Raw genomic sequence first — 24,701 nt, forward strand, 5'->3', positions numbered from 1 at the left:
CTAGTTCTCTTTTGTAATAACAAAACCTTTAGGGCCTAATTTCTTATCTGCTCTAAAGCCATTTGACAAGATAATCTCGCCTTTAATGTTTACCGTCGTCTCATTTTCAGCCAAATTAAAATAGCCAAAAATTTGTTTATCAGCCAATTTACGTACGAGCACAATTTGTTGCTTAGCTAAATCAACACTTTCCCAAACCATTTGCCCTGCTGATAAGATTTCAGCAAAGTCACGTCGAAATTTAACCAATTTTTTGAAAAAATCAAACATGTCTAAATCTTGTTCACTTTTCTCCCATACCATACACTTACGACAATCCGGGTCCATTTTTCCAGTCATAGCAAATTCATCACCATAATAAATACAAGGCACTCCCGGTTGTAGATAAGTAAACGCTTCTACCTGTTTCATTAAATCTTTGTCGTTTTTTGCTTCTGTCAAAATTCGTGGTGTGTCGTGAGAATCTAAAACATTAAACTGCACTTGATTAGTTTGATCGCGATAAAGCATTAATTGTCGATTAATTTCAGATACCATCTTTGCCAACGTAATTTCTTTTTTGACAAATGCACCAGAAATTGCATCTGTATATGCGTAATTCATGACTGCAGTAAATTCGTCTCCGTTAAGCCAGCTTTGCGAAGAATGCCAAATTTCACCTAGAATATAAAAGTCATCTTTGGCTGCGTCACACACTTGGCGAAACTCCCGCCAAAATGCGTGATCAACTTCATTGGCGACGTCTAAACGCCAAGCATCAATATCAAACTCTTTAATCCAATATTCTGCAATTTCCAATAGATATTTTTTCACCTCCGGATTTGCTGTATTTAGTTTGGGCATATGCGGAGTAAAGGCGAAAACATCATAGGTAATATCGTAAGCATCTTCGAAATTAGCTCCCTCTTTATAGCTAACTGGAAACTCGTTAATATGAAACCAATCCGCGAATTTTGATGCTGCACCTTTTTGTAACACATCTTGCCATTGAGGCGAGGTATCTCCCATATGATTAAATACAGCATCCAACATTACTTTAATCCCTCGTTGATGACATTCTTCCACTAGCTTCTTGAATAAAACTTTGTCACCAAAATCTGGATCAATTTCAAAGTAATCGATTGTGTCATATTTATGATTGGAATGCGCTTTAAAAATTGGACAAAAATACAAACCATTAATTCCCAGTTCTGTTAAATGATCTAAGTGATTCAAAACACCTTGTAAATCGCCTCCAAAAAAATCTTGACGATCGGGATTTTTTGAACCCCATGGTAATGTCCCTTTTGGATCGTTACTTTGATCACCATTGGCAAATCGTTCTGGAAAAATTTGATACCACACTGTATTTTTTACCCATGTTGGGGCTTTAAAGCGATCGGCTTCATGGAAATACGGCATTCTAAAATAGTTATTTGGCATCTCTAAATATTGTTTATCGGCTGGAAAACAACCGTGATCGCCATAAAAAACTTCACTATCATCTAAACCGGTAACTTTAAAACCGTAAGCCATGCGCTTATAAGGTTCACTTGTTGCTACCACCCAATAATCATGCTGTTCTGTTGTTAAATATTTTTCCATTACCAATGGCGTTTGATACCATTTTTCATCGCCCAAGGTATACGTATCGCCATGAAGAAGTTCTACTTTTTTTACATCATTTTTTGCTGTTTTTAAACGGATATGCATAAGATTTTTTTGATAAAGATAGGCAAATTCACTATCTGGACGGTGATTAATTGCTGCAGTATTCATCAAATCGCACCCTTCTCTTTTTTAGCTACTCACGATATTTCATGAGAAAAAAATTTATTTTGGCTTCATTATGACATATTAAAATTTGAATTTCAACGAAATTACCGCAAACGATTGCATTTATTTTTTTCTATTATTAATCTAGCTATATTCTTATATTTATTTTAATACAATTAGTCTTAACAGTCGATTTTTTCATTATATAAATAGATTTTTTATAGCATTCTATTTTCTTATTTTTCATTTGAAGTAAATAAATGAAAATATTTCGAATAAACCGCTTGACTATTTCCGCAATCGGTTGCATAATACATTTTGTAAGCGAAATCATTTAAAAAATTTTTGGGAGGAACAAGAAATGAAAGCAAATTGGAAAAAGTTATTGATGGGCGGCGTAGTCTTAAGCTTATCCGCTATGGCCCTATCCGCTTGTGGATCTAATGATTCAAAAGATGATACCGCAACTAATTCATCTGCAAAATCCGAAGAAGTAAAAGGTGATTTAAAAGTTTGGATTGATACAGAACATATCCCAGCTATTAAAGAAGCTGTTGCTGATTTCCAAAAAGAATATCCTGATGTAAAAGTAACGATTAAAGCAGGTCAATCTGCTGATGCGAAAGCTGATGTTTCCAAAGATCCCGAAAAAGCAGCCGATGTCTTCATGATGCCCCATGATCAAATTGGTCAAATGGCAGAAGCTGGGCTTTTATATCCAGTTGGTAAAAAACAAGCAGAAGAAATTAAAGAAAATAATACAGAAGCAGCCATTAACGGTGTTACTTGGAAAGATAAAATTTACGGTTATCCCTATGGTGTTGAATCCCAAGTTCTCTACTATAACAAAGCAAAATTGTCTGAAGATGATGTAAAAACCTGGACAACATTAACTGAAAAAGGCAAAATCGGTACGAACTTTGCCGAAGCAGGCGCTAACTATATTTTTGGTCCACTATTTATGAGTAATGGAAATGTTTTATATGGTGAAAATGGAGAAGATTTAAAGGGAACAAACTTCAATAATGAACAAGGAGTACAAGTTTTAGATTGGATTGCAAAACAAAAAAATAATGCTGGCGTGGTTCAAGCCAACGCTTCTGCTTTATCAAATTTACAATCTGGTAAAACAGACGCCTTTCTTTCTGGTCCTTGGTCTAAAAATGATGTAAAAAAAGCATTAGGTGATAACATGGCCGTTGCAGCTTACCCTACTATCGACTTTGGCAATGGTCCAAAACAAATGAAAGCTTTCTTAGGGGTTAAAGTATATGGTGTCAACCAACAAACAAAGGCACCATTAGCAGCAATGGCACTTGCAAACTATCTAAGTGGGAAAGAAACACAACAAAAAGAATTTGAAGTCAATGGTGTTATCCCATCTAATAAAGAATTACAAGAAGATAGTAAAGTAAAAGAAGACGCAGTTGCCAAAGCAGTAATGGAAATGGCTGATCCTGACCATTCTGTTGTTATGCCTAAATTACCGGAAATGGTTTCATTCTGGCCACCGATGGATGCTTTGATTAATGATACTTATAAAGGCAAAATTTCAGCTAATGATTATCAAGCTAAATTAGATAAATTCGTCGCAGATACAGCAAAAACAGCAGAATAATCTCCTATTAACTTAAGGCAAGTTTAAAATTTAAGGCCGATCAAAAATCCTTGCTGATTTTTCGCTCGGCCTTTTTAGTTAAGCAAAACAGACAGTTTTTTTGTCATAAATGGAAATCTTACTCCATTTTTCTTAGTCATTCAAAATCCTCTTTTTAAAAGTGGGAAAAACGAAAGTTAGGTGAAGACCATATGTTCAAAAATAAAAACTATAAAACCACTATCACCTTTAGCGAACTTTTCAAAAAAGGTGATTTACCAACAAAACTCTCTTTTTTTATCATGGGTGCCGCTAACTTAGCAAATAAGCAAATACCAAAAGGTCTTTTGTTTTTAATCAGTCAAATTGGTTTTATTTATTGGCTTGTAACCAATGGCGCTCACGCCTTAGCAATGCTTCAAACTTTAGGAACAAAAAAACAAGGCTTGGTTTACAACGAAGATTTGGGAATTGAACTTTTACAAAAAGGTGATAATTCCATGTTAATTTTACTTTTCGGAATTGCAGCTATTCTAGTCTGTGTTTTATTAATTATTTTATACGTTATCAATTTGAAAAGTGCCCGTCACTTGTTTGAATTAAATCAGACTGATGCTAAAGTTCCTTCCACCATGCAGGATTTGCGCAGCTTACTAAACGAACGCTTTCATGTTACCTTAATGACGATTCCTTTGCTTGGGGTATTGTTCTTTACTGTTTTGCCACTTTTATATATGATTTCTATCGCCTTTACTAATTATGATCACAATCATTTACCACCAAAGAGTCTTTTTAGTTGGGTGGGGCTACAAAATTTTGGAAATGTTATTAGTGGTAACATGGCAGGCACTTTTTTCCCTGTCTTAGGCTGGACTTTAGTTTGGGCGATTTTTGCCACTGTAACTAACTTCTTTTTTGGTATCATTTTGGCATTATTAATTAATGCCAAAGGAATTAAATACAAAAAAATGTGGCGGACACTTTTTGTTATTACAATGGCAGTTCCGCAATTTGTCTCTTTACTCGTCATGCGTAACTTATTAAATGATGCTGGACCAATCAATGCAATTTTACAAAACTTAGGCTGGATATCAAGTTCTATTCCATTTTTGACAGACCCACTTCTAGCAAAAATTACTGTTATTGTCGTCAATATGTGGATTGGGATTCCTGTAACGATGTTAGTTTCAACAGGAATTATCCAAAATTTACCCACCGATCAAATCGAAGCAGCCGAAATTGACGGTGCTAATAAATTCCAGATATTTCGTAACATCACTTTCCCACAAATTTTATTTGTAATGACACCAGCTTTGATTCAACAATTTATCGGCAACATCAATAATTTCAATGTTATCTACCTCTTAACGCAAGGTGGTCCGACAAACTCTGACTTTTATGGTGCTGGTTCCACTGACCTTTTAGTCACTTGGCTTTATAACTTGACTGTAAATACATTGGACTACAATTTGGCTTCTGTCATTGGTATTTTAATTTTTATTTTATCCGCAGTCTTTAGTCTACTGGCTTATACTCGCACGAATTCATTTAAGGAGGCGTAAAAAATGGCGGTACAACAAAATAGCAAAAGTTATCATAAAAAACAAAGAGCCTCTCGCACGTTAATATACGCCATTTTAACAATTATGGCGGTCTTTTGGCTTTTCCCTATTTTTTGGATTGTTCTTACAAGTTTTCGTTTGGAAGGGGGCGCTTTTGTTCCTTATATTATTCCCAAAGAATTTACTATAGATAATTACGCAACCCTATTAACAGATGCATCGGGGAATTATCCGTTTATCCGCTGGTTTTTAAATACACTTTTTGTCGCCGTTATCAGTTGTCTACTTTCTACTTTCATCACGATTGCTATGGCATACGCGTTATCGCGATTACGTTTTAAATTACGGAAACCATTTTTAAAAGTAGCTTTGGTTTTGAACATGTTTCCAGGATTCATGAGCATGATTGCAGTCTACTATATTTTAAAAGCAATGGATTTGACCCAAAGTTTAGTCGCTTTAATTTTGATTTATTCTTCTGGGGCAGCACTAGGTTTTTATATCGCCAAAGGATTCTTTGATACCATTCCAATGGCGTTAGATGAATCGGCAATGATTGATGGCGCAAATAAATGGCAGATTTTCACTCAAATTACTTTACCCCTTTCAAAACCAATTATCGTCTACACTGCTTTAATGGCTTTTATGGCGCCGTGGATGGACTTTATCTTTGCAAAAATCATCATGGGCGATGATGTTAAAAACTATACTGTTGCCATTGGTCTTTTCTCTATGATGAACAAAACCACCGCCAATTCCTTATTTATGTCCTTTACAGCCGGCTGTGTACTGATTGCAATTCCAATTACAATTTTATTTATCTTTATGCAAAAATATTATGTAGAAGGAATTACCTCTGGCTCTGTCAAAGGTTAGTCGATTGTCCAAAATAAATTTATAAAAGCTCCTGCTATAAAGTTTGTTTTCATGAACGCACTTCATAGCAGGAATTTTTTATAACTTTTTTATCAAAAAATTCCTCAATTTCAAAAAAAAAGAAATAAATCAAAACTTAGCAATAAAAGATGATAGTACCGCCTTTTGAACAAAGAAAACGATAAACTTAAATGACATAATTTTTCTAATTAGAATAATCATTGATGCATTTTAAGCAAAACTGTTTAAAATAAATATTAGAACAAGATTATTCCCCAATAACCTTTTTTAATCGGTGGAAACTGTTTTCCCCAAGTTTCTGCTGCACGACTTGACGACACCTTTAGCCGAGATACATATGTGAACTTTTGCAATAAGATAAAAAAAGCCTTTTAAAAGGCTTTTTTTATCTTATTGCAAAACTGTAAGTCCTTCGCAAGCAAAAGCTATGGTACTTTTCCAAAAAAAGTTTAAGATGGAAGTATATAAGAAACTGGATGGTGAAACACATGAAAAAACTATTAATCGGTTTCGTAGTAGTTATTGCTGCGGCTTTTGGATTGTTTAAATTTATTGAAACTACAGAAATGGGTGGCGATGCTTATTATGTTCAGGTTACGACTGATGGAAAGCAAGTTACTTTAAAAGATGACAATGGTCAAGAATTTCTAGATTATGAATATCAATTGACAGGTTATGATAAAAATGGCAAGAACAAGGAATTAAGCTTTAGAGCGAATAAGGAACGTCCACTGCGAAAAAATGCTTACTTGAAGGTCACTTATAATTCAAAAAAAGAAGACGTAACCCAATGGGAAGAAGTTGCTGAAAAAGATGTCCCTCAAAAAGCCTTAACAAAGCTAAATTAAACAAATTTTCTACTAAAATACAAAAAGAGTCTGAGGAGTGAAACGTCTACCTCAGGCTCTTTTATATTATTAAAACTAGACCATAAAATAAATTATCAGTCGCCTAGATTAAAGCGCAATTTCATTTGAGGCGCTCCTAGCATAACCATCTGGCCCAATAACTTTATTGTTAAATCCTTAGCAATCTTCGCATATTCTTCATTTATCGAAGCAAGATAATTTGAAATATCCGCCTCGTTTACTACATTTTGATCGGCACGATGTTGGATATGCCGAAAAGCTGCCACGCTGTCTTGAACGTAATCATCCCGCACGTCTGAATACAATTTATAATTTGTATCCCCTAGCACTGCGATTAATCCACTTAGCCAATACATATTATCCAAACCAAATTCTTCTTTTACTTCTTTATAAAAAGCTGGCGTATCTACTACATTGGTATAAAAAGGCACAACCGTATTAAAAGTGTTTGGACCAAAAGCTAGCCAATGGATGCCGGCAATTTCTTTGGGTACGTTATTGCGTAATTGTAAAATGTGTACTTCTTGATTACGGTTAATACCAATGGGACGCAATTGGCGTTTTTGAGCTTCTGTACCATCTCCATAACAATCGTAAATTGTTTCTTCATAATGAGAGCTTAATGCCCATTTGACATCTTCTACACTAATTAATCGATTGGCTTTGCAAATAAAAGGTAAGTCTTGATTGAATGGTGATTGTTCCACTTCTGGTGTGAAAAAGCGTTGGACATACCAAGCTCGGGGATTATTGTATTGATTATCTTTTACCGTTGCACTACCAAAAATATGACGTAAATTATAATTTGTGTAATCTGGATTTAAATGATAAGTATGAATCAATTCTTTTAAATCTTTAGAGCATAAAGTATCTGGTGAATCAAAATCAAAGTCGGTAATATTCATTCGATTAGGTGCGACCACATAAGCATCATCTGGAATGCGCACAGCTGCCCAGTGATGTCCACCAATTGTTTCCAACCACCAAATTTCGTCGTTATCAGAAAAAGCAATACCATTTGGTTCATACGTTCCAAATTCTTCTAATAATGCTCCCAAACGAATTACACCTTCTTTGGCACTCTTTATATATGGTAATACAATGCTAAGCATATCTTCTTCGCCAATTCCGCCTGTCACATAAGGATCAACACCTAAAATCCGGGAATTGCTCGTGATTGTTTCAGTGGCAGACATGGCCACATTTGCACTGTTAATGCCGGATTCTCCCCAAATTCCAATTTTCGAAGAGACATCAGGCGTTGCTGTGTAACGCAGTGGATTATCAGGCAATTTTATTTCAACGCCACTAATAACTGCTTTATAATCCCTTACTTGTTCTTCTGGTTTTACCACAATAAAGTTCTTAGGATTTAAGGGCGCTTCTCCATCTTCATTTCGAGCAATCATGGTAGAACCATCAATTGAAGCCTTTTTCCCTACTAAAATTGTCGTACATTGACTATGATTATTCATTTTTTTCATCCTTCCATTAATTAATTGATTGGGCGCGTAACTTATTTGTTAACTAAAGTGTAGACCTTCTCTTTATTTTTGTGAAATAAAAGCCTTGAAAAGAGGAAAAGGTAATTTTTACCCGCATTTTCTAAAAAAAGCTATAATGAACAAAAAGGAGGAATTTTCATGTCACTACTTGTACCCACGAATATGTCAGAAGTAACCGAAAAATTAGCCGATGAAAAAAATCGGGGGATTGTAACTACGCAACAGGCCATTATTTTGCAGGCCGTTTTAGACAACGCGCAAGATATCTTAAATGGCGCATTAGAAGGACCCTATTGGAAAGTAAAATGGTTAAAAGAAGATAAATCTTTGATTATCTTCGATATAATGAATAAAGAAGTTGGTACTGTCACACCAAGTGGCGACAGATTTAGTGAAGATTTTAAAACCAATCCTGCCAATGTCATTCGTAGTTTAGACGATCACATTAAAAGAATTGTAAATAATGCCTAATTTAAAGTTTAAGCAGTTATTTCCCTATAATCTCATGCATATAAAAAGACAGACCACGCTTATACCTATTGGTTAAAGGTGGCCTGTCTTTTTATTTTTGCCAAACAAGAATACTTGCGTCGTCACTTTGTTTAAAACGTGGATAAGTTAATAGCTGCGCATCTTCAACTTCTAATTTGCGAAGATGATCGCAGGCTGACACCAAAGTTCCATAATCTTTAAATTGGCCTAATTGATGGGGAGTATATTCATTAAAGGTATCTACTAAACGGTAAAAGCCATCACTAGTTATAACAATTTTTTCCACTTGGTTTTCAAGTACTCTTTTTTGTGACAGGCGAGCAATACCAATAGGTGACGGATCTAAAATTGCATACCCGTCTGGTGTATTTTTTGTTTGCCGGTTCTTTACTAATTCTTTTCTAACAGCCAATTTTGCAGCTTCCATTGTTTCTCCTTTTTTTAAAAGTTGATGAAAAGTTGAAACAATGCGTTGGTCATTTTGTGGAACAGTTCGATCATAAAAAGTACGCATTTGTTGGCTTAAAAATGCGGTGATTGGTGAATCCCCCAACCAACTAAACTCCATTTCCGTACCAATTTTACGATAACAACTAAACGTAGCACTCGGCCACAAATCAGGAGTTAATTTTCCTAATTCTTGACGATATTTTTGTGCAAAGCTGGTGACAGCTTGCATCAAAGCACGACTTGTCGCCATTTTGTCATTGGCTAAAAGCGTTACCAGTTGACTGCCAATAAAATGACTAAAAACTTGTGCATCGCTCATGCCAGCTAAATAATTAGCTCCTAATCCACTAGCCCCATCTAAAATAAAGCCAAATGTATCATTGCCATAGACAAAGTCTTCATTTTGTTGGTTGCCACGGTCCGTATAAAAGAAAACAGTCATTTCTTTTCTTCCCTTCAATATGGTAGTAAAAAACTACTTTACGTATTTTTCTATAGTATCATACGCAGATTAAAAAATCAGTGATCTAAAAATGCTTCAGACATTATGTTTATCCCTGTATATAAAAAAAGCTGTCTATCCTTATACAGACAGACAACTTAACTTATTTTTTTGTTTGATTGAAAACACTATAATCAATTTCATTAACAGATTTAGCTACTACAATAGCCGAATAAACATCTGAATTTACATTTAAAATCGTTCGAAGCATTCCGACAAACCACTCTACACCAGCAAATATTGCAATACTTTCAATTGGTAAACCCATTTGTGGTACAATAATCGCCAGCGAAACAAGACCTGCTCCTGGCACCACCGCATTGGCTAAAGAAACAAAAGTTGCTGTTATCGCTAGGTAGAACATCTTCTCAATTGAAAAATCTACTTGATACATTTGCGCAATTGTCATAACCGTAATTGCCATGTGCATGGCTGAGCCATTACTGTTAAGGGACATCCCTAGCGGTAAAACTAAATTGGTAATGCGGTCACTTAATCCTAATTTATGACGGGATTCTTCCATTGCAATAGGTAATGTAATCGCAGAAGAAGTGGTGGCTAACGCCATAATCGACATATTTTTCATATTTAAAATCAATCGCCAAGGATTTAACTTGCCATAAAGAGCAATTACAATTGCCCATAAGCTTAAAAACAGCAATGTACTTAAGCCGTAAACTAGCAAATACTTCATTAGTGGTAAGACAATCTTGATACCCAACTCACTAATTGTAGAAGCAATTAGTGCAAAAATCCCAATTGGAGCAAAAATCATCACATAATAAATAATATTAATAATGACTTCATTAAAATCTACAATAATTTGAAATAAAAAGGATGTTGGCTTTTTTTGCATAAATTTACTGAGAGCTAAGCCAAAAAAAAGGGCAAATACAATAATTTGAATAATCGAACCTTCTGCAAGAGAAGTAAAAATATTTTTCGAGAAAAAATCACTAATTGTTTGATTTAAAGAAATCTCTTGCGGTTTAATTCCTTGGTTCAAGGAGGTAGACATATGAACCCCTTGACCCGGGTTAAATAAAACTGCCATGAAAATACCCCAACAGGCTGCTAGAAGTGACGAAACACTAAAAACTACAATCGTACGAATGCCTAAACTCGTTAACTCTTTGGGCTTAATACTGCCAACTGCTTGAATAATTTGTCCTAAAACCAAAACTGGTATTGCCATTTGCATCAACTTTAAGAATATATCCCCAATAATCTTTAAGTAATGAGCTCCTTCTGGTACAAATAAGCCAAATACCAAACCTAAAATGACAGCCATCAATATTTGGGTGATCATGGAGAATTTTTTTGTCATTTTCCTCACCTCGATTATGTGTAATGATCGCTTGCCATCTTTGGTTTCAATCTTCTAACATGAGGCAGATAGCGTTGCGATTGAAGAACTAGCTGTGGTAGCTGAAATAGTTTGACAACTTTTTTATATAATAAGCTTATCGTAAATTCCCCAGACTACAGCTATAAAAAAAACTATACTTTTTCTTTCGTGTCTTTTGCTAAAACTGCGAAAACAAGTAAGCCAAGCACTTGTAAAATACAAGCAAGATAAAAGCCAATTTTCATAGAACCAACTGTGTCTGCTAAAAAACCTGTGATATAAGGTGCTAAAATGGAACCAGACATTCCAATAAAGTTATACGCACTTAATGTTGTCGATAATGAACCTTTCGGCGCATTTTTTGTTACATAGGCTACAACGATTGGATCAAGAGCTAATTTACCGGTCAATCCGTATAAAATAAGTACAGCAATTAGTAGCATCCGATTGGTTACAAACGCAATGGAAAAAACAGACAAAATGGCTAATGGTACCAATAAATATACTAATTTTTTAGTACTGCCAGATTTATCAGCAAAGCGCGCAAAAATCAACGCTCCCGGAATAGATGCCCACGGAACTAATGAAGAAATAAAACCAACACTCGTACCCGCGAAACCTCGTTCAGCAATTAGAAAAGATGGCAACCAGGTAATAATAACAAAATTGGCATAAATACTCGTAAAACATAAAATGAATGCAGCCAGTAAATTTTTGTTCGAAATAATTGATTTAAAAGAAACTTTATTTTCAGTAGCGTTTACTTCCACAACTTTTGCTTCATCTTCTGGACGAATAACCTTCTCTTTTAATAATGTGTAAAATAAAATGGCAACAATAATTGTTGGTATTGCCATAATGAAGAAAGGCTTACTCCAATGTTCCCCATTTTCCAAAACCAATTTACTTGAAAGTAAATACCCACCTGAAGTACCAAATGCCATCCCACTATTAATAATAGCAGTGCCCAATGTTAATTTATTTTTAGGAATAGATTCTGTTGATAAAGCATACTGTGGACCATAATAAGCACCTTGACCAATACCAGCCATTGCACGAATAAGTAAAAACATGACAAACGTCGTTGCTAGACCGCTAAAATACGTCATGACACCCATAATTACAAAGCCAATCGTAATCACTAATTTACGTCCAATTTTATCGCCAATAACACCAAATGGTACTTGCGCAATCGCATATGTTAAAAAGAAAATAGAATTGGCTAAACCTAGTTGAGTATTACTTAGACCAAAATTTTCACCAATGATTCCCATAATTGGATTAAAAATTGTTCGTGTAGCATACATTAAGATCCAGCCAACAAAAAATAAGGCAACAACTTTAATCCAATAATTATTACTTACTTTTACTGCTTGTTTAGAAGAGTCCATAGTTTTGCTCCTTTTCTAAATTTAAGTATTCAAAATTGCGGAGATTCCCAGATAAATGCCATAGCACATATCTTTTCCTGAGGTGTGTCCAATTGCCATAATATTTTGAATATCTTGAGCTAAATTTTCTTTGCGATTTTTTTTTAAGTCTTGATACAATTGATAAATCAACGAGTTAACGTAACCTTTCTCACAACTCTTAATATAAGCAAAACTAATATCTGTCGTGCGTCCTTTTTGTTTGGCCAATTCTGATACTAGACCAGTGGCGTAATCTTTTTTAAAGGCGCCGGCAACAAATGTATAGGCAACTAAGATATCATCTCCACTTGGCGTTAGCCCCTGCCCACGCCCAACTAGAAATTTAGTTACCCTCGCCCAATTTGCTTGTTGTGGTTTTAATAATTGCTTTTTAACTGCGGTAAATTCCATATCTTTATTGATGCCAATTTTTTCTTCTAAGTCGGCTGCCACTAAGAGCTGCTGCAAAAATTGCAGCGGCTCTTTTTCCAGATGCGTAGCAGACACTTTTAAAGAAACACTTGTGTAATCTATAAGAGGTAAGGTTTTAACTTGCATTTGATTATAAAAAACAATGCGGTCATTAGTTATTTTGATGCGATCTCCTTGTTTGACATAAGGTTTTAATGCCGCAAACATTTCCGTTGGAACAAACAAACCAAAGCATGAGAGATATTCGTAATAGTTGGCCACATTAATTAATTCTTCCCCAACTTTGAGATTAAAAGAATGTTCAAAAACGCTATGCACCGAACCAATTACGCCAAATTTTTTCAAAGGCAAAAGATAGTCACTAATAACAATTTTAGTCAACATGAATATCCCACACTTTTGCATAAGCCTCTAAAGCTTTTTCAAAACAACCTAGAGGCGCTCTAACTGTGCCGGCACCCACTTGTCCAACCCCGGCTTTTTTATGCGCAATACCGGTATTAATAATCGGCGTAATTCCCGTTTCAACAACTTTGCGAATATCAATTCCCAAACAAGTCCCTTTAAAGTCCCAGGTTGGAATGGTCCAAGTTGGATTATGAGTTTGACAAATTTGTTCCATTTCATCAGAAATATCCAAAGCATCTTGGAAACCACCGGCGCCAACAAATCGGGTAACACCTGGTGCAGCCACCATTGCCATCGCACCAACACCAACTGTTTCAGTAATGGCGCTATCGCCGATATCGGGGTTACCATCATCTTCTGTAAAGCCTGTGAAGTATAATCCTTTTGGCGTATTCACTGGCGCTGTGTACCAAGCATCACCGGTTTGAGCAATTCGAATACCAAAATCAACACCATTTCGTGTCATGGTTGTGACAATGGTTCCTTTAGTATCTTTACGGGCAGTATCCACGATTGCTTTTCCTGTAGCCATCATGATATTCAGGAAAAATTGATCTGTATCGGCTAAAAATTTGATAACATCATATTTTTCTTTTTCATTCATTTGTAATTTGACAATTAACGGTGCTACTTCTTTTAGAAAATTGGCAGATGCTGCAATATTTCGTTGATGAAATTCATCCCCCATTGTGATGGAACGCGCAATTAAAACGTTTAGGTTAATTCCTTCTTGGGTTTGTTTTAAAGCCTTAGCAATTGTTGGTGCCAAAACATCTTTCATCCAAAGTAAGCGATCAACTACTTCTTGTGAGTAAGCGCCAAACCGCAACACTTTTCCGATACCTTCATTCATCGTACAATACGCTTTTGTCCCATCTAAGCGATTTTCAACAACGACCACTGGCATGTTGGCAGAAGTAATCCCCCCCATCGGGCCCACTGCGTGAACATGATGACATGGGATGAATCGAACTTCGCCATTTTCTAACATCTGTTTTGCCTGTGTTTCATTTTTGGCCCAACCTTCAAATAAGGCCGCACCAACACAAGATCCTTTCATCGGTCCAGTCATCTGTTCATAAGTAATTGGCGGTCCAGCATGTAACAAGGTTTTTGGCGTTTCATTTAATTCCTCAATAACTTCTTTTGCTGGCAGTACATCCACTAAGAATGGTTGTGAATTTTTAATTTTTTCAATTACTTTGTCATTTTCAGCCTGTATTTCTACTGCATGATCTTCTAATGCACTTAAAATCTTAATCATTTTTTTATTTCCACTTGCGCGTGGACGCCAATTAAATTGAACTGATTTCCCGCCATAGTCTGCAATTGAATCATTGAAACTTTGAAGTCCCACATTAATAATTCGTGGCTTCGTGTTCAGCAACTCTATTACCGCTTGACTGGCTTGTGGAATTGTAACTTTTTCACCTACATAAGATGTGACTTCTTTATCTACTTCAGAAATTGAAATGCCTTTTAATAGCAACGCCAATTGTACAGCTTTGGCATTACTTTCGGCGACATAAATACCAGCTTCTTCTAACCGTTTCACGGTTTCATCATAATTTTGTGGGTCTTTTCTAGTACCCACTACTGTTGCAACGAAATAAAGCGTGCGCCCTTCAGCTTGCGCTTTTGCTAACTCTTCTTTTATTGCCGGCAACAATGCACCTGCCATATCTTCATGAGCCCCATAGCCTAAAACGACATCAAATAAAATAATTCCAGTTTCTTTTTGCGCACCATATTCATGAATTTTTTGAATTCGTACTTCAGGATCAATCATCGGATGCGGTTTTCCCTGCGTATAAATATCATCCCCTAAGTCAATCACATCGTACCCATTGGATTTTAAAATATAGCCGGCTTGCTTTATTAAGCCTTCTAAACCTAAGGCTTCTGAAATCATCATACCGGCCTCTGCCGCCAGTGTCCCACCAGAGTACAGACCTTTCACCACTTTATCAGCAGATAAGACCGGTACATCTGGTTTTGCCAAGGCTTCAAAGTAATTTTTTTGAATTGGTTTTTCGTTAGCTAAATCAATCGCAATTTTCGCTGTCTCTTCTAATGTATGGGCTAAATAAACTTTACCCTCATGAGCGCTTGGTTTTTCTCCTAAGAAAATTGCTACGACTGGTTTGGATACACTTTGTAACAATTGTACTACTTCATCACGGACGGCTTTTGCAGGTGGCTTAGAGATTACACAAATCACATCGGTAGGTTCGTGATTTTCTAAAGCCACGATGGCATCTTTTACCGTAGTTGCGCCAACTCCATCGCTTAAATCCCGACCACCAGTTCCAATGGCATGTACTACACCATTTCCTAGTCGATCAATAATAGTTGCAACTTCTTGGATGCCCGTACCAGATGCCCCCACAATACCGATATTTCCCGGGGAAACAACGTTTGTAAAAGCAATGGGTATACTTGAAATAATTCCTGTACCACAATCAGGTCCCATCATAAGTAAACCTTTTTCGTGGGCTAATTTTTTTAAACGAACTTCATCTTCTAAAGAAACATTATCAGTAAATGAAAAGACATGAAGACCTTCTTTTAATGCCTTTTCCATTTCAGGTGCACCGTATTCACCAGGAATACTAAAAAGTGCCATATTAGCATCTGGCAATTGTACTAAAGCTTCTTTCCAAGAGGTGGCTGGCTTATTTTCAGTCGTCTCACTTTTAGTGGATAAATCATCTAAAAAAGCATGTACAACTGGTAACACCTCTGTCATAATTTTTTCGTCTTGACTGTCGACTACTATCATTAAGTCATTTGGTGAAGCGTTTTGTGCTTGTGGTGTTAATAAATTAGTATTTTGCAAAATATCTTTATTTGCATCTGTTCCCATCATAATTTGACTCATGGTAACATTCGCTAAATCGTTAATTTTATTAGTTAATAACATGAGATTAATTGAATCTTGATAATTATTTTTCAAAATCACCGTTTGTAACATAATCTTCCTCCTTATTTTGCACCAACGTTTCTTGAAAAGTCCTGTTTTTAAAACCAGTCAAGTTAAATCAGCTGACGTCAAAACCAATTTTTATTTATGACTAATTTTCTTTACACTCTTATTGTATTTTTTATTGATTGCGTTTACACTTGATAATATTCCAAAAAAATCACATATTTTTTATCCAAAAGCGTAAAAAAGGAGAATAAAATGAGAATATACGAATTATTGCGATTAGAAATATTTCAAAACAGTCAATTATTAACGGGAGAAATTGGTTTGGAAAATGAAATTGAATCGGTGATGATCTTAGAAGCACTGGATATTGAAAAATGGAGCCGAAAAAATCAGCTAATTCTAACCTCGCTTTATGCCTTTGAAAACATGGAACTAAAAGAAATTGAAGACTTTTTTCAAAAAATGCGTGGAATTGGTGTTAGTGGTCTGGTGGTCAAAGTGGAACGTCTAATTAGTCGCGTGCCGGAATGGCTTTTATCTTTTTGTGGTAAATACCAACTCCCTTTAATTAAAGTAAAAAAAGATGTTACGTATGAACAAATTGTTCTAGCAATTTATCAGCCCATTTTGAATCATCAATCGCATGTTTTAAAGACTTATTACGAAGTCCGTCAACGTTTTAATCGATTGACGCGAAACTTTTCTTCGTATGAACAAATCATGACGGAGTTTTACCACATGATTCAAAAAGATTGTCTTTTACTGCTGCCGGAACAAAAATTAACATTGCGATTTGGAGTGCTTCCACATGAACTGGTGGTCACAAAACGCGTCAAAATGCCCATTGGTGAATTTAGTAAAAATCACTATGAGCTACTCACCTTGTTTTCCCATAGTGAAAGTAAAGAATATTTTGCGCTTGAAACAAATATTGCAAATAATTTCAGCAGTGAATGTACACTTTTAGTTCACGAAGGAGAGACTGGGCTAAAAGAAACAGATTTGATGATCATCGAAAACTTAATCGATGTCATTCAAGAAAAATTACAAATGGACTTTCTGATTAAAAAAGACCGTTATACTCGTTTAAATAATTTAGCAGATGCAATTTTACAAAATACTCCTAGTAATTTAGATGAAGTAAAAAGCTTATTAAAAGAAGCGAAATTGAATTACTATCCTTATTATCAAGGGGTGGCCTTTGCCACAAAAGATTTGTCGGCAGAAGAAAAACGAACCCTAAGAAATAAACTACGTGGTCTACGAACTCACACTTTATTTTTTGAACATCATAATTATTCGCTCGTTTTATACAATTTAAAAGATGAACAACGGCGTCTAACAAAAGAAGAAATTCGTCGACAACTAGTGGACTCCTTACGTCAAAATTGTCAGTTGGTAATTGCTACAAGTCCCATTAAACCAATGGAGACAATCAAAGAGATTTTAATTGACTGCTTAGATACACTACGTTTTAACCAAGAATACCTCATCGCGAATGTTGTAGATATTCAAGATTTAGGTATTTTTCGCTATTTTATTTCAGAAGAAAAACTTGCAGAAGTTACGAATCTAATTTCCCCTGAACTCATTAACTTACAACTGCAACAACCCGAGTTATTTCATACTTTATTTACTTTTTTCAAAACGAATCGCAACTATAAACAAACCTCAGAAGTATTATTTTTACATGCAAAAACGATTCGTTATCGCATCGATCGCATTCAAGAGTTACTGTCTTTAGACTTAAATAATTCTGTACAAACGATGAACATTGAAATTGCTACTTATTTATTGCATTTAAAATTAAGGAGGAAAAAAATTGAAAAAACAAATTACCTTAACAAATAATAGCGAAGCGATACTTTCTATACCTTTAACAAAAATGGCTCCCCGTTATATTCTTTATTTTCACGGTGGCGGTCTTATTTACGGCAGTAAAACTGATTTGCCAGAAAATTTGACACGTATCTTTTTGGAACGTGGGTACACCACTATCAGTATTGACTACCTTTTGGCACCTAATAGTTCATTATCGGAAATTTTCACGCAATTAAAACAAACGTGGCAAGAATTAGAAGAAACGATTATTCAAGGTGCACCTTTTAGTTTTTGTGGCCGTTCTGCAGGAAGCTACTTAATGTTACTTTTGACTAACTTTTTGCAAAAAGAAAAGCGTTCATTACCACAACAGTTAATAAATTTTTATGGCTACTATGATTTAGCCTTCTTGGATTCTTCTTATAAATTAGGCAGTGAAAAAATTACTGCCGATATGCTTCAAGAAATTGATCAAACGACGCCGATTTTTGATGATCCTTTTATGAATCGTTATTTACTTTATTTATATGGCGTCTCTCATAATCTGTTAAGGCAGTATTATGGGATTACTAAATTTAATCAAAATTTATTTGCACTGACACAAGAAGATTTAGCTGCATTACCTCCAATTTTCAGTACCGCCAGCACTAGCGACAATGAAGTACCTTTTAGTTACAGTAAAACCCTCGGTAAAAAAAGATTTGACAGCAAATTTGTTCCCGTTTACTACCTACCACACGATTTTTTAAAAGAAAAAAACGAGGCTGTAACAGATGTTTTACACCAATTAAAAGATTGGCTTAAGTAAGGTTCAGAAGGCTCTGAATGTAGTAATCTTCGTATCTTTGGTATACTGAACTTAGCACTTATTGCAACAGTTACTGTTGACACTTTTGTCGGAGGTCTATTATGAATACAAAAAAAATCCAACTGGGATTACTAACTTTTGGTCTTTTTGTCTTAGCGTTTAATTTTTTTGAACTGGTGACAAAAGCCCGTACAGATTCCCCTGTAGTCTTTGTGGAATGTATTGCTGGTATTGTTTTAATTTATTTACCACAATTATGTCGCAAATTTTTACGCATTGAAATTCCAGATATGATTATTATCTTCTATTGGTTCTTTTTATTAATTTCAGTTTTTCTTGGAACCTGCTTGCACCTAATTGCTTATATCAGTTGGTGGGACAAACTACTCCATAGCATTAGCCCAATGGTTCTAACAGCATTAGGCTATGGAATTGCTGCCATTGCACTAAACAAGGCCCAAAGTAAGGATGTTTCCCCATGGTTATTTTTACTTTTTGGTTTTGCTTTTGCTGGTGTTTCGGGTGTTTTCTGGGAATTTTGGGAATTTCTTTGCGACACAATAGGCGATATGAATTTGCAACGTTATCAAGCCGGCGGAGTCGATTTAGTTGGACGCGCTGCTTTAATGGACACGATGGGAGATTTATTAACCAATACAATTGGGGCTATCATTATGGGCGTTTTTGCTTTTAGTCAGTGTAAAGGTGACGCTAGCTACTTTGATAATTACCGCATCACAGTGGTTCCCAAAAACAAATAAATTTTATCTGGAACAAAAAAATACTCAAAAGGATGAATACCACGTTAACACCGTGGAAATCAAACTTTTGAGTATTTTTTTAGAGATGATTATGCTCACGTAACCAAAATATAATGCATGCAGAAGGTGGCCTTTTCTTTGTCTATAAGACGTAAAAATCAACATTTTTAAAGAGAAAATTTCAACATAGTTTTTAAATTCGTAAAATCTTTTTAGACAGTTATTTTTTCTTGCATTGTCGCAATTTTTGCTAATGCTACAAGCCCGCAATCTAAAACTTCGACTGTTGCCGTACGTTCTAAAATACTAATCACTTTCACTGTCTTTGTTTCCTCATAACCAATCACATCTGCTTCATAAATCGCATTGATACATACTTCTTCTTTTTTCATGGAAACACCTCAAACTCTCTTTTGAAAGGTTATACCATGTAAAATAACACTTGTAAACAAACTTCACTGATTGTTCAAACAATTTTTACATTCCGGTAACAATCCAGCAATTAATTATTTATTTTAAGTAAGCGTACCCACCAGTTACATTCCTCTTTTATTCTTCCAATTTCAAAGAAAACTCTCTTCCTTATACTTTGACAATGTCGCTTTTTATTGCAAATCATAAAAGCTCCGCAAGTACATCCGCTACACCATCTTCATCATTTGTTTTTGTAATCTTATCTGCCGCCTTTTTTACTTCATGAGGAGCATTGCCCATTGCAATGCCAATTCCGGCTACTTGTAGCATGGAACTATCATTGTAGTTATCACCAAAAGCCATAATTTCAGTAGTAGTTATCTGATAATAATTGGAAATAGCACTTAACGCCACAGCTTTTGAAACCGTCTGATGTGTCACTTCTAAGTAATTTTCTTTAGATAAATAAAGTGCACTAGTACTCATTTGTGGCTCTAAAAATTTTTTCACAGCAACAATTTCCGCTTCATCACCAATTAAAAGTAATTTATGAACCGGCAGCTTTACTGGTAATTGTACTAAATCGACAATTTGCGGCGTTATTTTCGTAATTTCACTTTCTAGTTTTACGTAATCATCCATTTTATCTACATACCATTTATTTTCACTATAAAGATTAATCGCAATTGTAGGAAAGTGGCGGTTTATCTGTGTGAGTATCGTCCTAACATCTCTTTTTGCAAGCGGCTGACTAAAAATAACCGCATGATCCTGTAACACCAGAGCCCCGTTAAATGCAACTAGCGGTGCATCGCTAATTTCTAATTCTTCACCAATTTGTTTCATTCCTTCTGGTGAACGTGCAGATGCCAAAACAAAAGGGATATCTCTTTTTGTCAACTTTTTGACAACTGCTTTCAATCTGTCGCTAATTTGATGATGAGAATTTAAAATTGTTCCATCCACATCGCTCATCACTACTTTGACCGCTACCATTTTACTGTCCTCTCCTTTAAGATAACTTTTTATTTTATTATAACGAACTCATACTAAAAATTCTGCCTAAGTTTATACTTCTAAAAATTTGGTTTACTAAAATCTTTCAACACTCCTTATGCGTTTGAAGATTTTCACTTTATTGATAGCTTTTTTCATTTAAGCTCCTTAATTAGAGTTTCTTTTGTATCTCATTTAAAATAAGGAATGGAATATGATAAATATAAAAGGAGAATCTTATGTCACTATTACGTCTAGCTGATGTGCAATATCTGGCAACGGGACAAAAAATTATCGACCACGTTAGCTTTTCATTATCAAAAGGAGAGTTTTTAACCTTAACTGGACCTTCAGGGGGTGGCAAAAGTACGCTACTTAAATTAATTGCTACTTTACTCACACCTACAGCAGGGGAAATTTATTTTAAAGACAAAAAACAGACCGATTATGAAATAACCACCTACCGTCAGCAAGTTTCTTATTGCTTCCAACAACCTAGTCTTTTTGGTGAAACAGTTTATGATAATCTAATCTTTCCTTACACCCTACGTAATCAAAATTTTGATAAGCAGCGAGCAGAAAGTTTATTACAACTTGTAGACTTACCTCGCGACTATCTTTTAAAAAAAATCGTCGCTCTTTCCGGTGGAGAAAAACAGCGTATCGCTTTAATTCGCAATCTTATGTTTTTACCAGATATATTACTGTTGGATGAAGTAACAGCAGGCTTAGATGAAAAAAGTAAAAATATTGTTCATGATTTGATTACCACTATCCAAAAAGAAAATGTCGCAATTATTCAAGTCACTCATGATGCAGAGGAAATCAAAAAAGCTACTAGAACAATGTGGCTAGAGAAGGGGACACTTATTAATGAACCAATTAGCCGTTAATAATCAATCTTTAGTTTTAGCATTTATTTTGGTTTTAGTTGCTGTGGCAATTAGTTATAAGGAAAAACTGGGCTTAAATCGAGATATTTTTTATAGTATTTTACGAGCCGTTATTCAACTCTTTATCGTTGGTTACCTGCTAAAATATTTGTTTCAAGTTAATAATTTCTGGTTAACAAGTTGTATGAGTTTTTTTATTGTTTTAAACGCGGCTTGGAATGCCCATAAACGCAATCCAAGTCCCCACAAGCATTATCTAGACTCATTCATCGCCATTTTTATCAGCACCTATCTGACCATGGGCGTCTTAATGGCAGCCGGTGCAATTAAATTCATTCCTTCGCAAATTATTCCAATTAGCGGTATGATAGCAAGTAACGCTATGATTGCTATTGGTTTATGCTATCGCAATTTATTTGCCAAGTTTCACGATCAAAGACAGCAAGTTTTAGAAAAATTAGCACTTGGTTCATCTGTAAAGTTAGCTGCTTTACCTATTTTACAAGAAAGTATCAAAACTGCGATGCAACCAACTATCGATTCTGCCAAAACTGTGGGTTTAGTTAGTTTACCAGGAATGATGTCTGGCTTGATATTTGCTGGCGTAGATCCTGTCCATGCCATCAAATATCAAATTATGGTAACTTTTATGTTACTTTCCACCACTAGTTTAGGTGCAATTATTGCAAGCTACAAAGCATATAAAAATTTCTTCAATCATGATTTGCAACTTCGCTAAAACTTTGAGAAAAAAAGACAAGGAGGAAACGAAATGAAAATTGCATTTTTTGGTGCTGGTCAAATTGGTAGTGCCCTAATCAAAGGCATGCTTCACAGCAACCGTATATCTGCTTCAGAAATTTATGTTAAAGGTGGCCATAGTCAGACAGCCGCAAATTTACAAAAAGAATTGGGTTTCCAGCTTTTAACTAATTTAAACGATTTATTTGAAATGGATTTACTCGTTATTGCAACCAATAATAATAATGTTCTACCTATTTTAAAATCGTTGCCTAAAACAGTCTTAGACAAAAAAATACCAATTGTTTCAGTCGCCGGAGGAATAAATTTGATAGAAATGACCTCAGTTGTTGGTGCTGACTATCCTGTTGCCCACTGTATTCCAAACACACCCGTGCAAGTAGGGGCTGGCGTTTTAGGCGTTAGTTTTACGAAAAATATTCAGCCAGAAGAAAAAGAATTTATTTTGAAAAGTTTGTCCCCACTCGGTGCTGTATACGAAGTAGCAGAAGATGATTTGGGAATTGTTGGCTCTATTGCCGGGTGTACACCAGCTTTTGTTGCGATGTTAATTGAAAGTTTAGGAGACGCAGGTGTTCTTCACGGCTTAAAGCGTGACTTAGCGTATGAATTAGTGGAGCAAATGCTGCAAGGAACTGCTACATTAGCTTTGGAAAACAAGTTACATCCGGCAGTTCTAAAAGACGGTGTGACCTCACCAGGTGGGTCAACAATTCGTGGGGTTGCAGCCTTAGAAGCAAATAATTTTCGCCATGCTTTAATTGCTGCTATCGACGCCACAATGTCAGAGTAGTGTCAGAAATTGATAAAAATTTGCTCATCTGAGTAACACCAATTGACTTTTAACCTACATGTGCTAAAATCACAATCAAGCAAATTAATTATTCGCTGCTACCGGGCAGCTTAAAGAGGAACCCATTCCATTAGGTCTTTGTAGGAATGGGCCCCTCTTTTTTTATTTGTCTAGCTGATGAAACAATTTTATTTTAAAGAGATTTTCTTTACACAGCTTTGCATGATTTGCTAAAAATATTTAGGAGGTAGCATCACATGGCTTGGATTTATTTAGGATTGGCAGGTATTTTAGAAGTTTTTTGGTCGACGATGATGAAGGCAAGTGCAGGATTTGCCAAGTTAGATTATTCCATTTATACAATTATCGGCATGATTACCAGTTTCTTATTTTTATCAAAAGCGATCAAAGTGTTACCAATGAGTTTGTCCTATCCTGTTTGGACTGGAATTGGTGCAGTGGGCTCAATAATCGTTGGTGTTGTTTTCTTTCACGATAAATTAGCACCACTTACATGGGTGTTTGTAGCCCTATTATTAGTAGGCATCGTAGGTATTAAAGTAACGAGTGGACACTAAACTAAAAGAAGAAAATGGCCAATCAATTTCTCTTCGCTCTTTAAAAAGGAATCATTTCTGGATTCTTTTTGGTACTTCTTTGATTTTTACGTTGTAAAATCAAAAACTTATTGTCTAAACATACTGCATCAATGAAAATAAGCCTTTGGTATGTTGGTAAATTTCCAGTATCTACCACACGCCAAAGGCCTATTTGTTTATCGTCTTATTACTTACTAAATCTTTTGTTCTACGTTTTTGACAGTAATTTCTAATACGCGTGTCAAAAAAGGCAAATCTGATTTTACTTGCTCATAAATGGAACCCTCTGAAATAAATTTTGCCCGACCAACAATATGAAATCCAGCTCCTGGTCCCACTGTTCCTATTACTTCTTTACTACCTATAGTCATAAGAATCTGATCATTTTTAGCAATATCCATTTCAGTTGAATGCATACCTGCTGCAGGAATGTACAATTTGTCATGAATGACATGAATATAACTATTCCATGTATTGACAGCATGATAACCTGGTGCCTCTTGACTAGATGAGATGATCGTAACCACACCTTCATGACTTAAAACTTCCAGTAATTTTTCATTTAACATATTTAGGACTTCCTTTCATTTCAGCTACTTTTAAAAGTAATTACCAATAAAAAAGAGTAAATTCCCCAAAAATCAGTAAGTAACTTTTCTGCATTTAATCACACAAATAAAAAAGACACTTCCA

General features: G+C 35.3%; 22 protein-coding genes. 12 read left to right on the plus strand and 10 right to left on the minus strand.

What is annotated here, in order from left to right:
* Nucleotides 1-1,758 carry a glycoside hydrolase family 13 protein gene (locus EsVE80_RS10020; protein ID WP_173103584.1) on the minus strand — a complete coding sequence of 586 codons (1,758 nt, stop codon included), beginning with the start codon at nt 1,756-1,758 and terminating at the stop codon, nt 1-3.
* Between the two features lie 358 nt (nt 1,759-2,116).
* Between EsVE80_RS10020 and EsVE80_RS10025 the strand changes: the two genes are divergently transcribed.
* The 4 genes from EsVE80_RS10025 (at nt 2,117) to EsVE80_RS10040 (ending at nt 6,659) form a co-directional block, all read left to right on the plus strand.
* Entirely contained in the window at nt 2,117-3,373 is a 1,257-nt protein-coding gene (locus tag EsVE80_RS10025) for an extracellular solute-binding protein (RefSeq protein WP_173103585.1), read from the plus strand.
* A gap of 191 nt (nt 3,374-3,564) precedes the next feature.
* Nucleotides 3,565-4,914 (plus strand): carbohydrate ABC transporter permease, encoded by a 1,350-nt coding sequence (locus tag EsVE80_RS10030; protein WP_173103586.1) that lies wholly within the window; start codon nt 3,565-3,567, stop codon nt 4,912-4,914.
* 3 nt (nt 4,915-4,917) lie between these two features.
* Nucleotides 4,918-5,790, plus strand: a complete 873-nt coding sequence (locus tag EsVE80_RS10035) for a sugar ABC transporter permease (protein ID WP_173103587.1) — start codon at nt 4,918-4,920, stop codon at nt 5,788-5,790.
* 509 nt (nt 5,791-6,299) lie between these two features.
* Complete coding sequence (locus EsVE80_RS10040; RefSeq protein ID WP_173103588.1) at nt 6,300-6,659, plus strand: YxeA family protein; 360 nt, start codon at nt 6,300-6,302, stop codon at nt 6,657-6,659.
* Between the two features lie 95 nt (nt 6,660-6,754).
* On the opposite strand, the gene EsVE80_RS10045 is transcribed toward EsVE80_RS10040, so the two are convergent.
* Nucleotides 6,755-8,155 carry a C69 family dipeptidase gene (locus EsVE80_RS10045; protein ID WP_408639860.1) on the minus strand — a complete coding sequence of 467 codons (1,401 nt, stop codon included), beginning with the start codon at nt 8,153-8,155 and terminating at the stop codon, nt 6,755-6,757.
* 168 nt (nt 8,156-8,323) lie between these two features.
* Between EsVE80_RS10045 and EsVE80_RS10050 the strand changes: the two genes are divergently transcribed.
* Nucleotides 8,324-8,656 (plus strand): hypothetical protein, encoded by a 333-nt coding sequence (locus EsVE80_RS10050; protein ID WP_173103590.1) that lies wholly within the window; start codon nt 8,324-8,326, stop codon nt 8,654-8,656.
* Nucleotides 8,657-8,747: 91 nt separating this feature from the next.
* Here EsVE80_RS10050 and EsVE80_RS10055 read toward each other — a convergent pair whose 3' ends face one another.
* From EsVE80_RS10055 to fdrA, 5 genes are all read right to left on the minus strand, one after another.
* Nucleotides 8,748-9,569 carry a protein phosphatase 2C domain-containing protein gene (locus EsVE80_RS10055; RefSeq protein WP_173103591.1) on the minus strand — a complete coding sequence of 274 codons (822 nt, stop codon included), beginning with the start codon at nt 9,567-9,569 and terminating at the stop codon, nt 8,748-8,750.
* A 163-nt stretch (nt 9,570-9,732) separates the two neighbouring features.
* Nucleotides 9,733-10,956 (minus strand): dicarboxylate/amino acid:cation symporter, encoded by a 1,224-nt coding sequence (locus tag EsVE80_RS10060; protein ID WP_173103592.1) that lies wholly within the window; start codon nt 10,954-10,956, stop codon nt 9,733-9,735.
* 173 nt (nt 10,957-11,129) lie between these two features.
* A complete protein-coding gene (locus tag EsVE80_RS10065) occupies nt 11,130-12,368 on the minus strand; it encodes an MFS transporter (RefSeq protein ID WP_173103593.1) in 1,239 nt (412 codons plus the stop codon).
* A gap of 21 nt (nt 12,369-12,389) precedes the next feature.
* Nucleotides 12,390-13,205: a DUF2877 domain-containing protein gene (locus tag EsVE80_RS10070; protein ID WP_173103594.1), complete on the minus strand. Its 816-nt coding sequence runs from the start codon at nt 13,203-13,205 to the stop codon at nt 12,390-12,392.
* Entirely contained in the window at nt 13,195-16,203 is a 3,009-nt protein-coding gene (gene fdrA, locus EsVE80_RS10075) for a bifunctional FdrA/YlbE family protein (protein ID WP_173103595.1), read from the minus strand. Before fdrA ends, EsVE80_RS10070 begins: the two co-directional genes overlap by 11 nt.
* Before the next feature lie 210 nt (nt 16,204-16,413).
* Between fdrA and EsVE80_RS10080 the strand changes: the two genes are divergently transcribed.
* The 3 genes from EsVE80_RS10080 (at nt 16,414) to EsVE80_RS10090 (ending at nt 19,551) form a co-directional block, all read left to right on the plus strand.
* Entirely contained in the window at nt 16,414-18,012 is a 1,599-nt protein-coding gene (locus EsVE80_RS10080; RefSeq protein ID WP_173103596.1) for a PucR family transcriptional regulator, read from the plus strand.
* The gene (locus tag EsVE80_RS10085) at nt 17,984-18,790 is read left to right on the plus strand and encodes an alpha/beta hydrolase (RefSeq protein WP_173103597.1); all 807 of its coding nucleotides are present in this window, start codon (nt 17,984-17,986) and stop codon (nt 18,788-18,790) included. The genes EsVE80_RS10080 and EsVE80_RS10085 overlap by 29 nt, the downstream gene beginning before the upstream one ends.
* Nucleotides 18,791-18,891: 101 nt before the next feature.
* Nucleotides 18,892-19,551, plus strand: a complete 660-nt coding sequence (locus EsVE80_RS10090; RefSeq protein ID WP_173103598.1) for a hypothetical protein — start codon at nt 18,892-18,894, stop codon at nt 19,549-19,551.
* Between the two features lie 212 nt (nt 19,552-19,763).
* Here the strand turns inward: EsVE80_RS10090 and EsVE80_RS10095 are convergent, their stop codons facing one another.
* Together EsVE80_RS10095 and EsVE80_RS10100 are read right to left on the minus strand one after the other, a co-directional pair.
* Entirely contained in the window at nt 19,764-19,943 is a 180-nt protein-coding gene (locus tag EsVE80_RS10095; protein WP_173103599.1) for a hypothetical protein, read from the minus strand.
* Nucleotides 19,944-20,166: 223 nt separating this feature from the next.
* Nucleotides 20,167-20,961 (minus strand): Cof-type HAD-IIB family hydrolase, encoded by a 795-nt coding sequence (locus tag EsVE80_RS10100; protein WP_173103600.1) that lies wholly within the window; start codon nt 20,959-20,961, stop codon nt 20,167-20,169.
* A gap of 239 nt (nt 20,962-21,200) precedes the next feature.
* On the opposite strand from EsVE80_RS10100, the gene EsVE80_RS10105 reads away from it, so the two are divergent.
* From EsVE80_RS10105 to EsVE80_RS10120, 4 genes are all read left to right on the plus strand, one after another.
* The gene (locus EsVE80_RS10105) at nt 21,201-21,854 is read left to right on the plus strand and encodes an ABC transporter ATP-binding protein (protein ID WP_173103601.1); all 654 of its coding nucleotides are present in this window, start codon (nt 21,201-21,203) and stop codon (nt 21,852-21,854) included.
* A complete protein-coding gene (locus tag EsVE80_RS10110; RefSeq protein ID WP_173103602.1) occupies nt 21,835-22,593 on the plus strand; it encodes an ABC transporter permease in 759 nt (252 codons plus the stop codon). Before EsVE80_RS10105 ends, EsVE80_RS10110 begins: the two co-directional genes overlap by 20 nt.
* A 33-nt stretch (nt 22,594-22,626) precedes the next feature.
* Nucleotides 22,627-23,409 (plus strand): pyrroline-5-carboxylate reductase, encoded by a 783-nt coding sequence (gene proC, locus EsVE80_RS10115; RefSeq protein ID WP_173103603.1) that lies wholly within the window; start codon nt 22,627-22,629, stop codon nt 23,407-23,409.
* 257 nt (nt 23,410-23,666) lie between these two features.
* Nucleotides 23,667-23,987: a DMT family transporter gene (locus EsVE80_RS10120; protein ID WP_173103604.1), complete on the plus strand. Its 321-nt coding sequence runs from the start codon at nt 23,667-23,669 to the stop codon at nt 23,985-23,987.
* 215 nt (nt 23,988-24,202) lie between these two features.
* Here EsVE80_RS10120 and EsVE80_RS10125 read toward each other — a convergent pair whose 3' ends face one another.
* Nucleotides 24,203-24,577, minus strand: a complete 375-nt coding sequence (locus EsVE80_RS10125) for a pyridoxamine 5'-phosphate oxidase family protein (protein WP_173103605.1) — start codon at nt 24,575-24,577, stop codon at nt 24,203-24,205.
* Nucleotides 24,578-24,701 lie beyond the last annotated feature (124 nt).

The sequence above is a fragment of the Enterococcus saigonensis genome (assembly GCF_011397115.1).
GTDB classification, from domain to species: Bacteria; Bacillota; Bacilli; order Lactobacillales; family Enterococcaceae; genus Enterococcus_C; species Enterococcus_C saigonensis.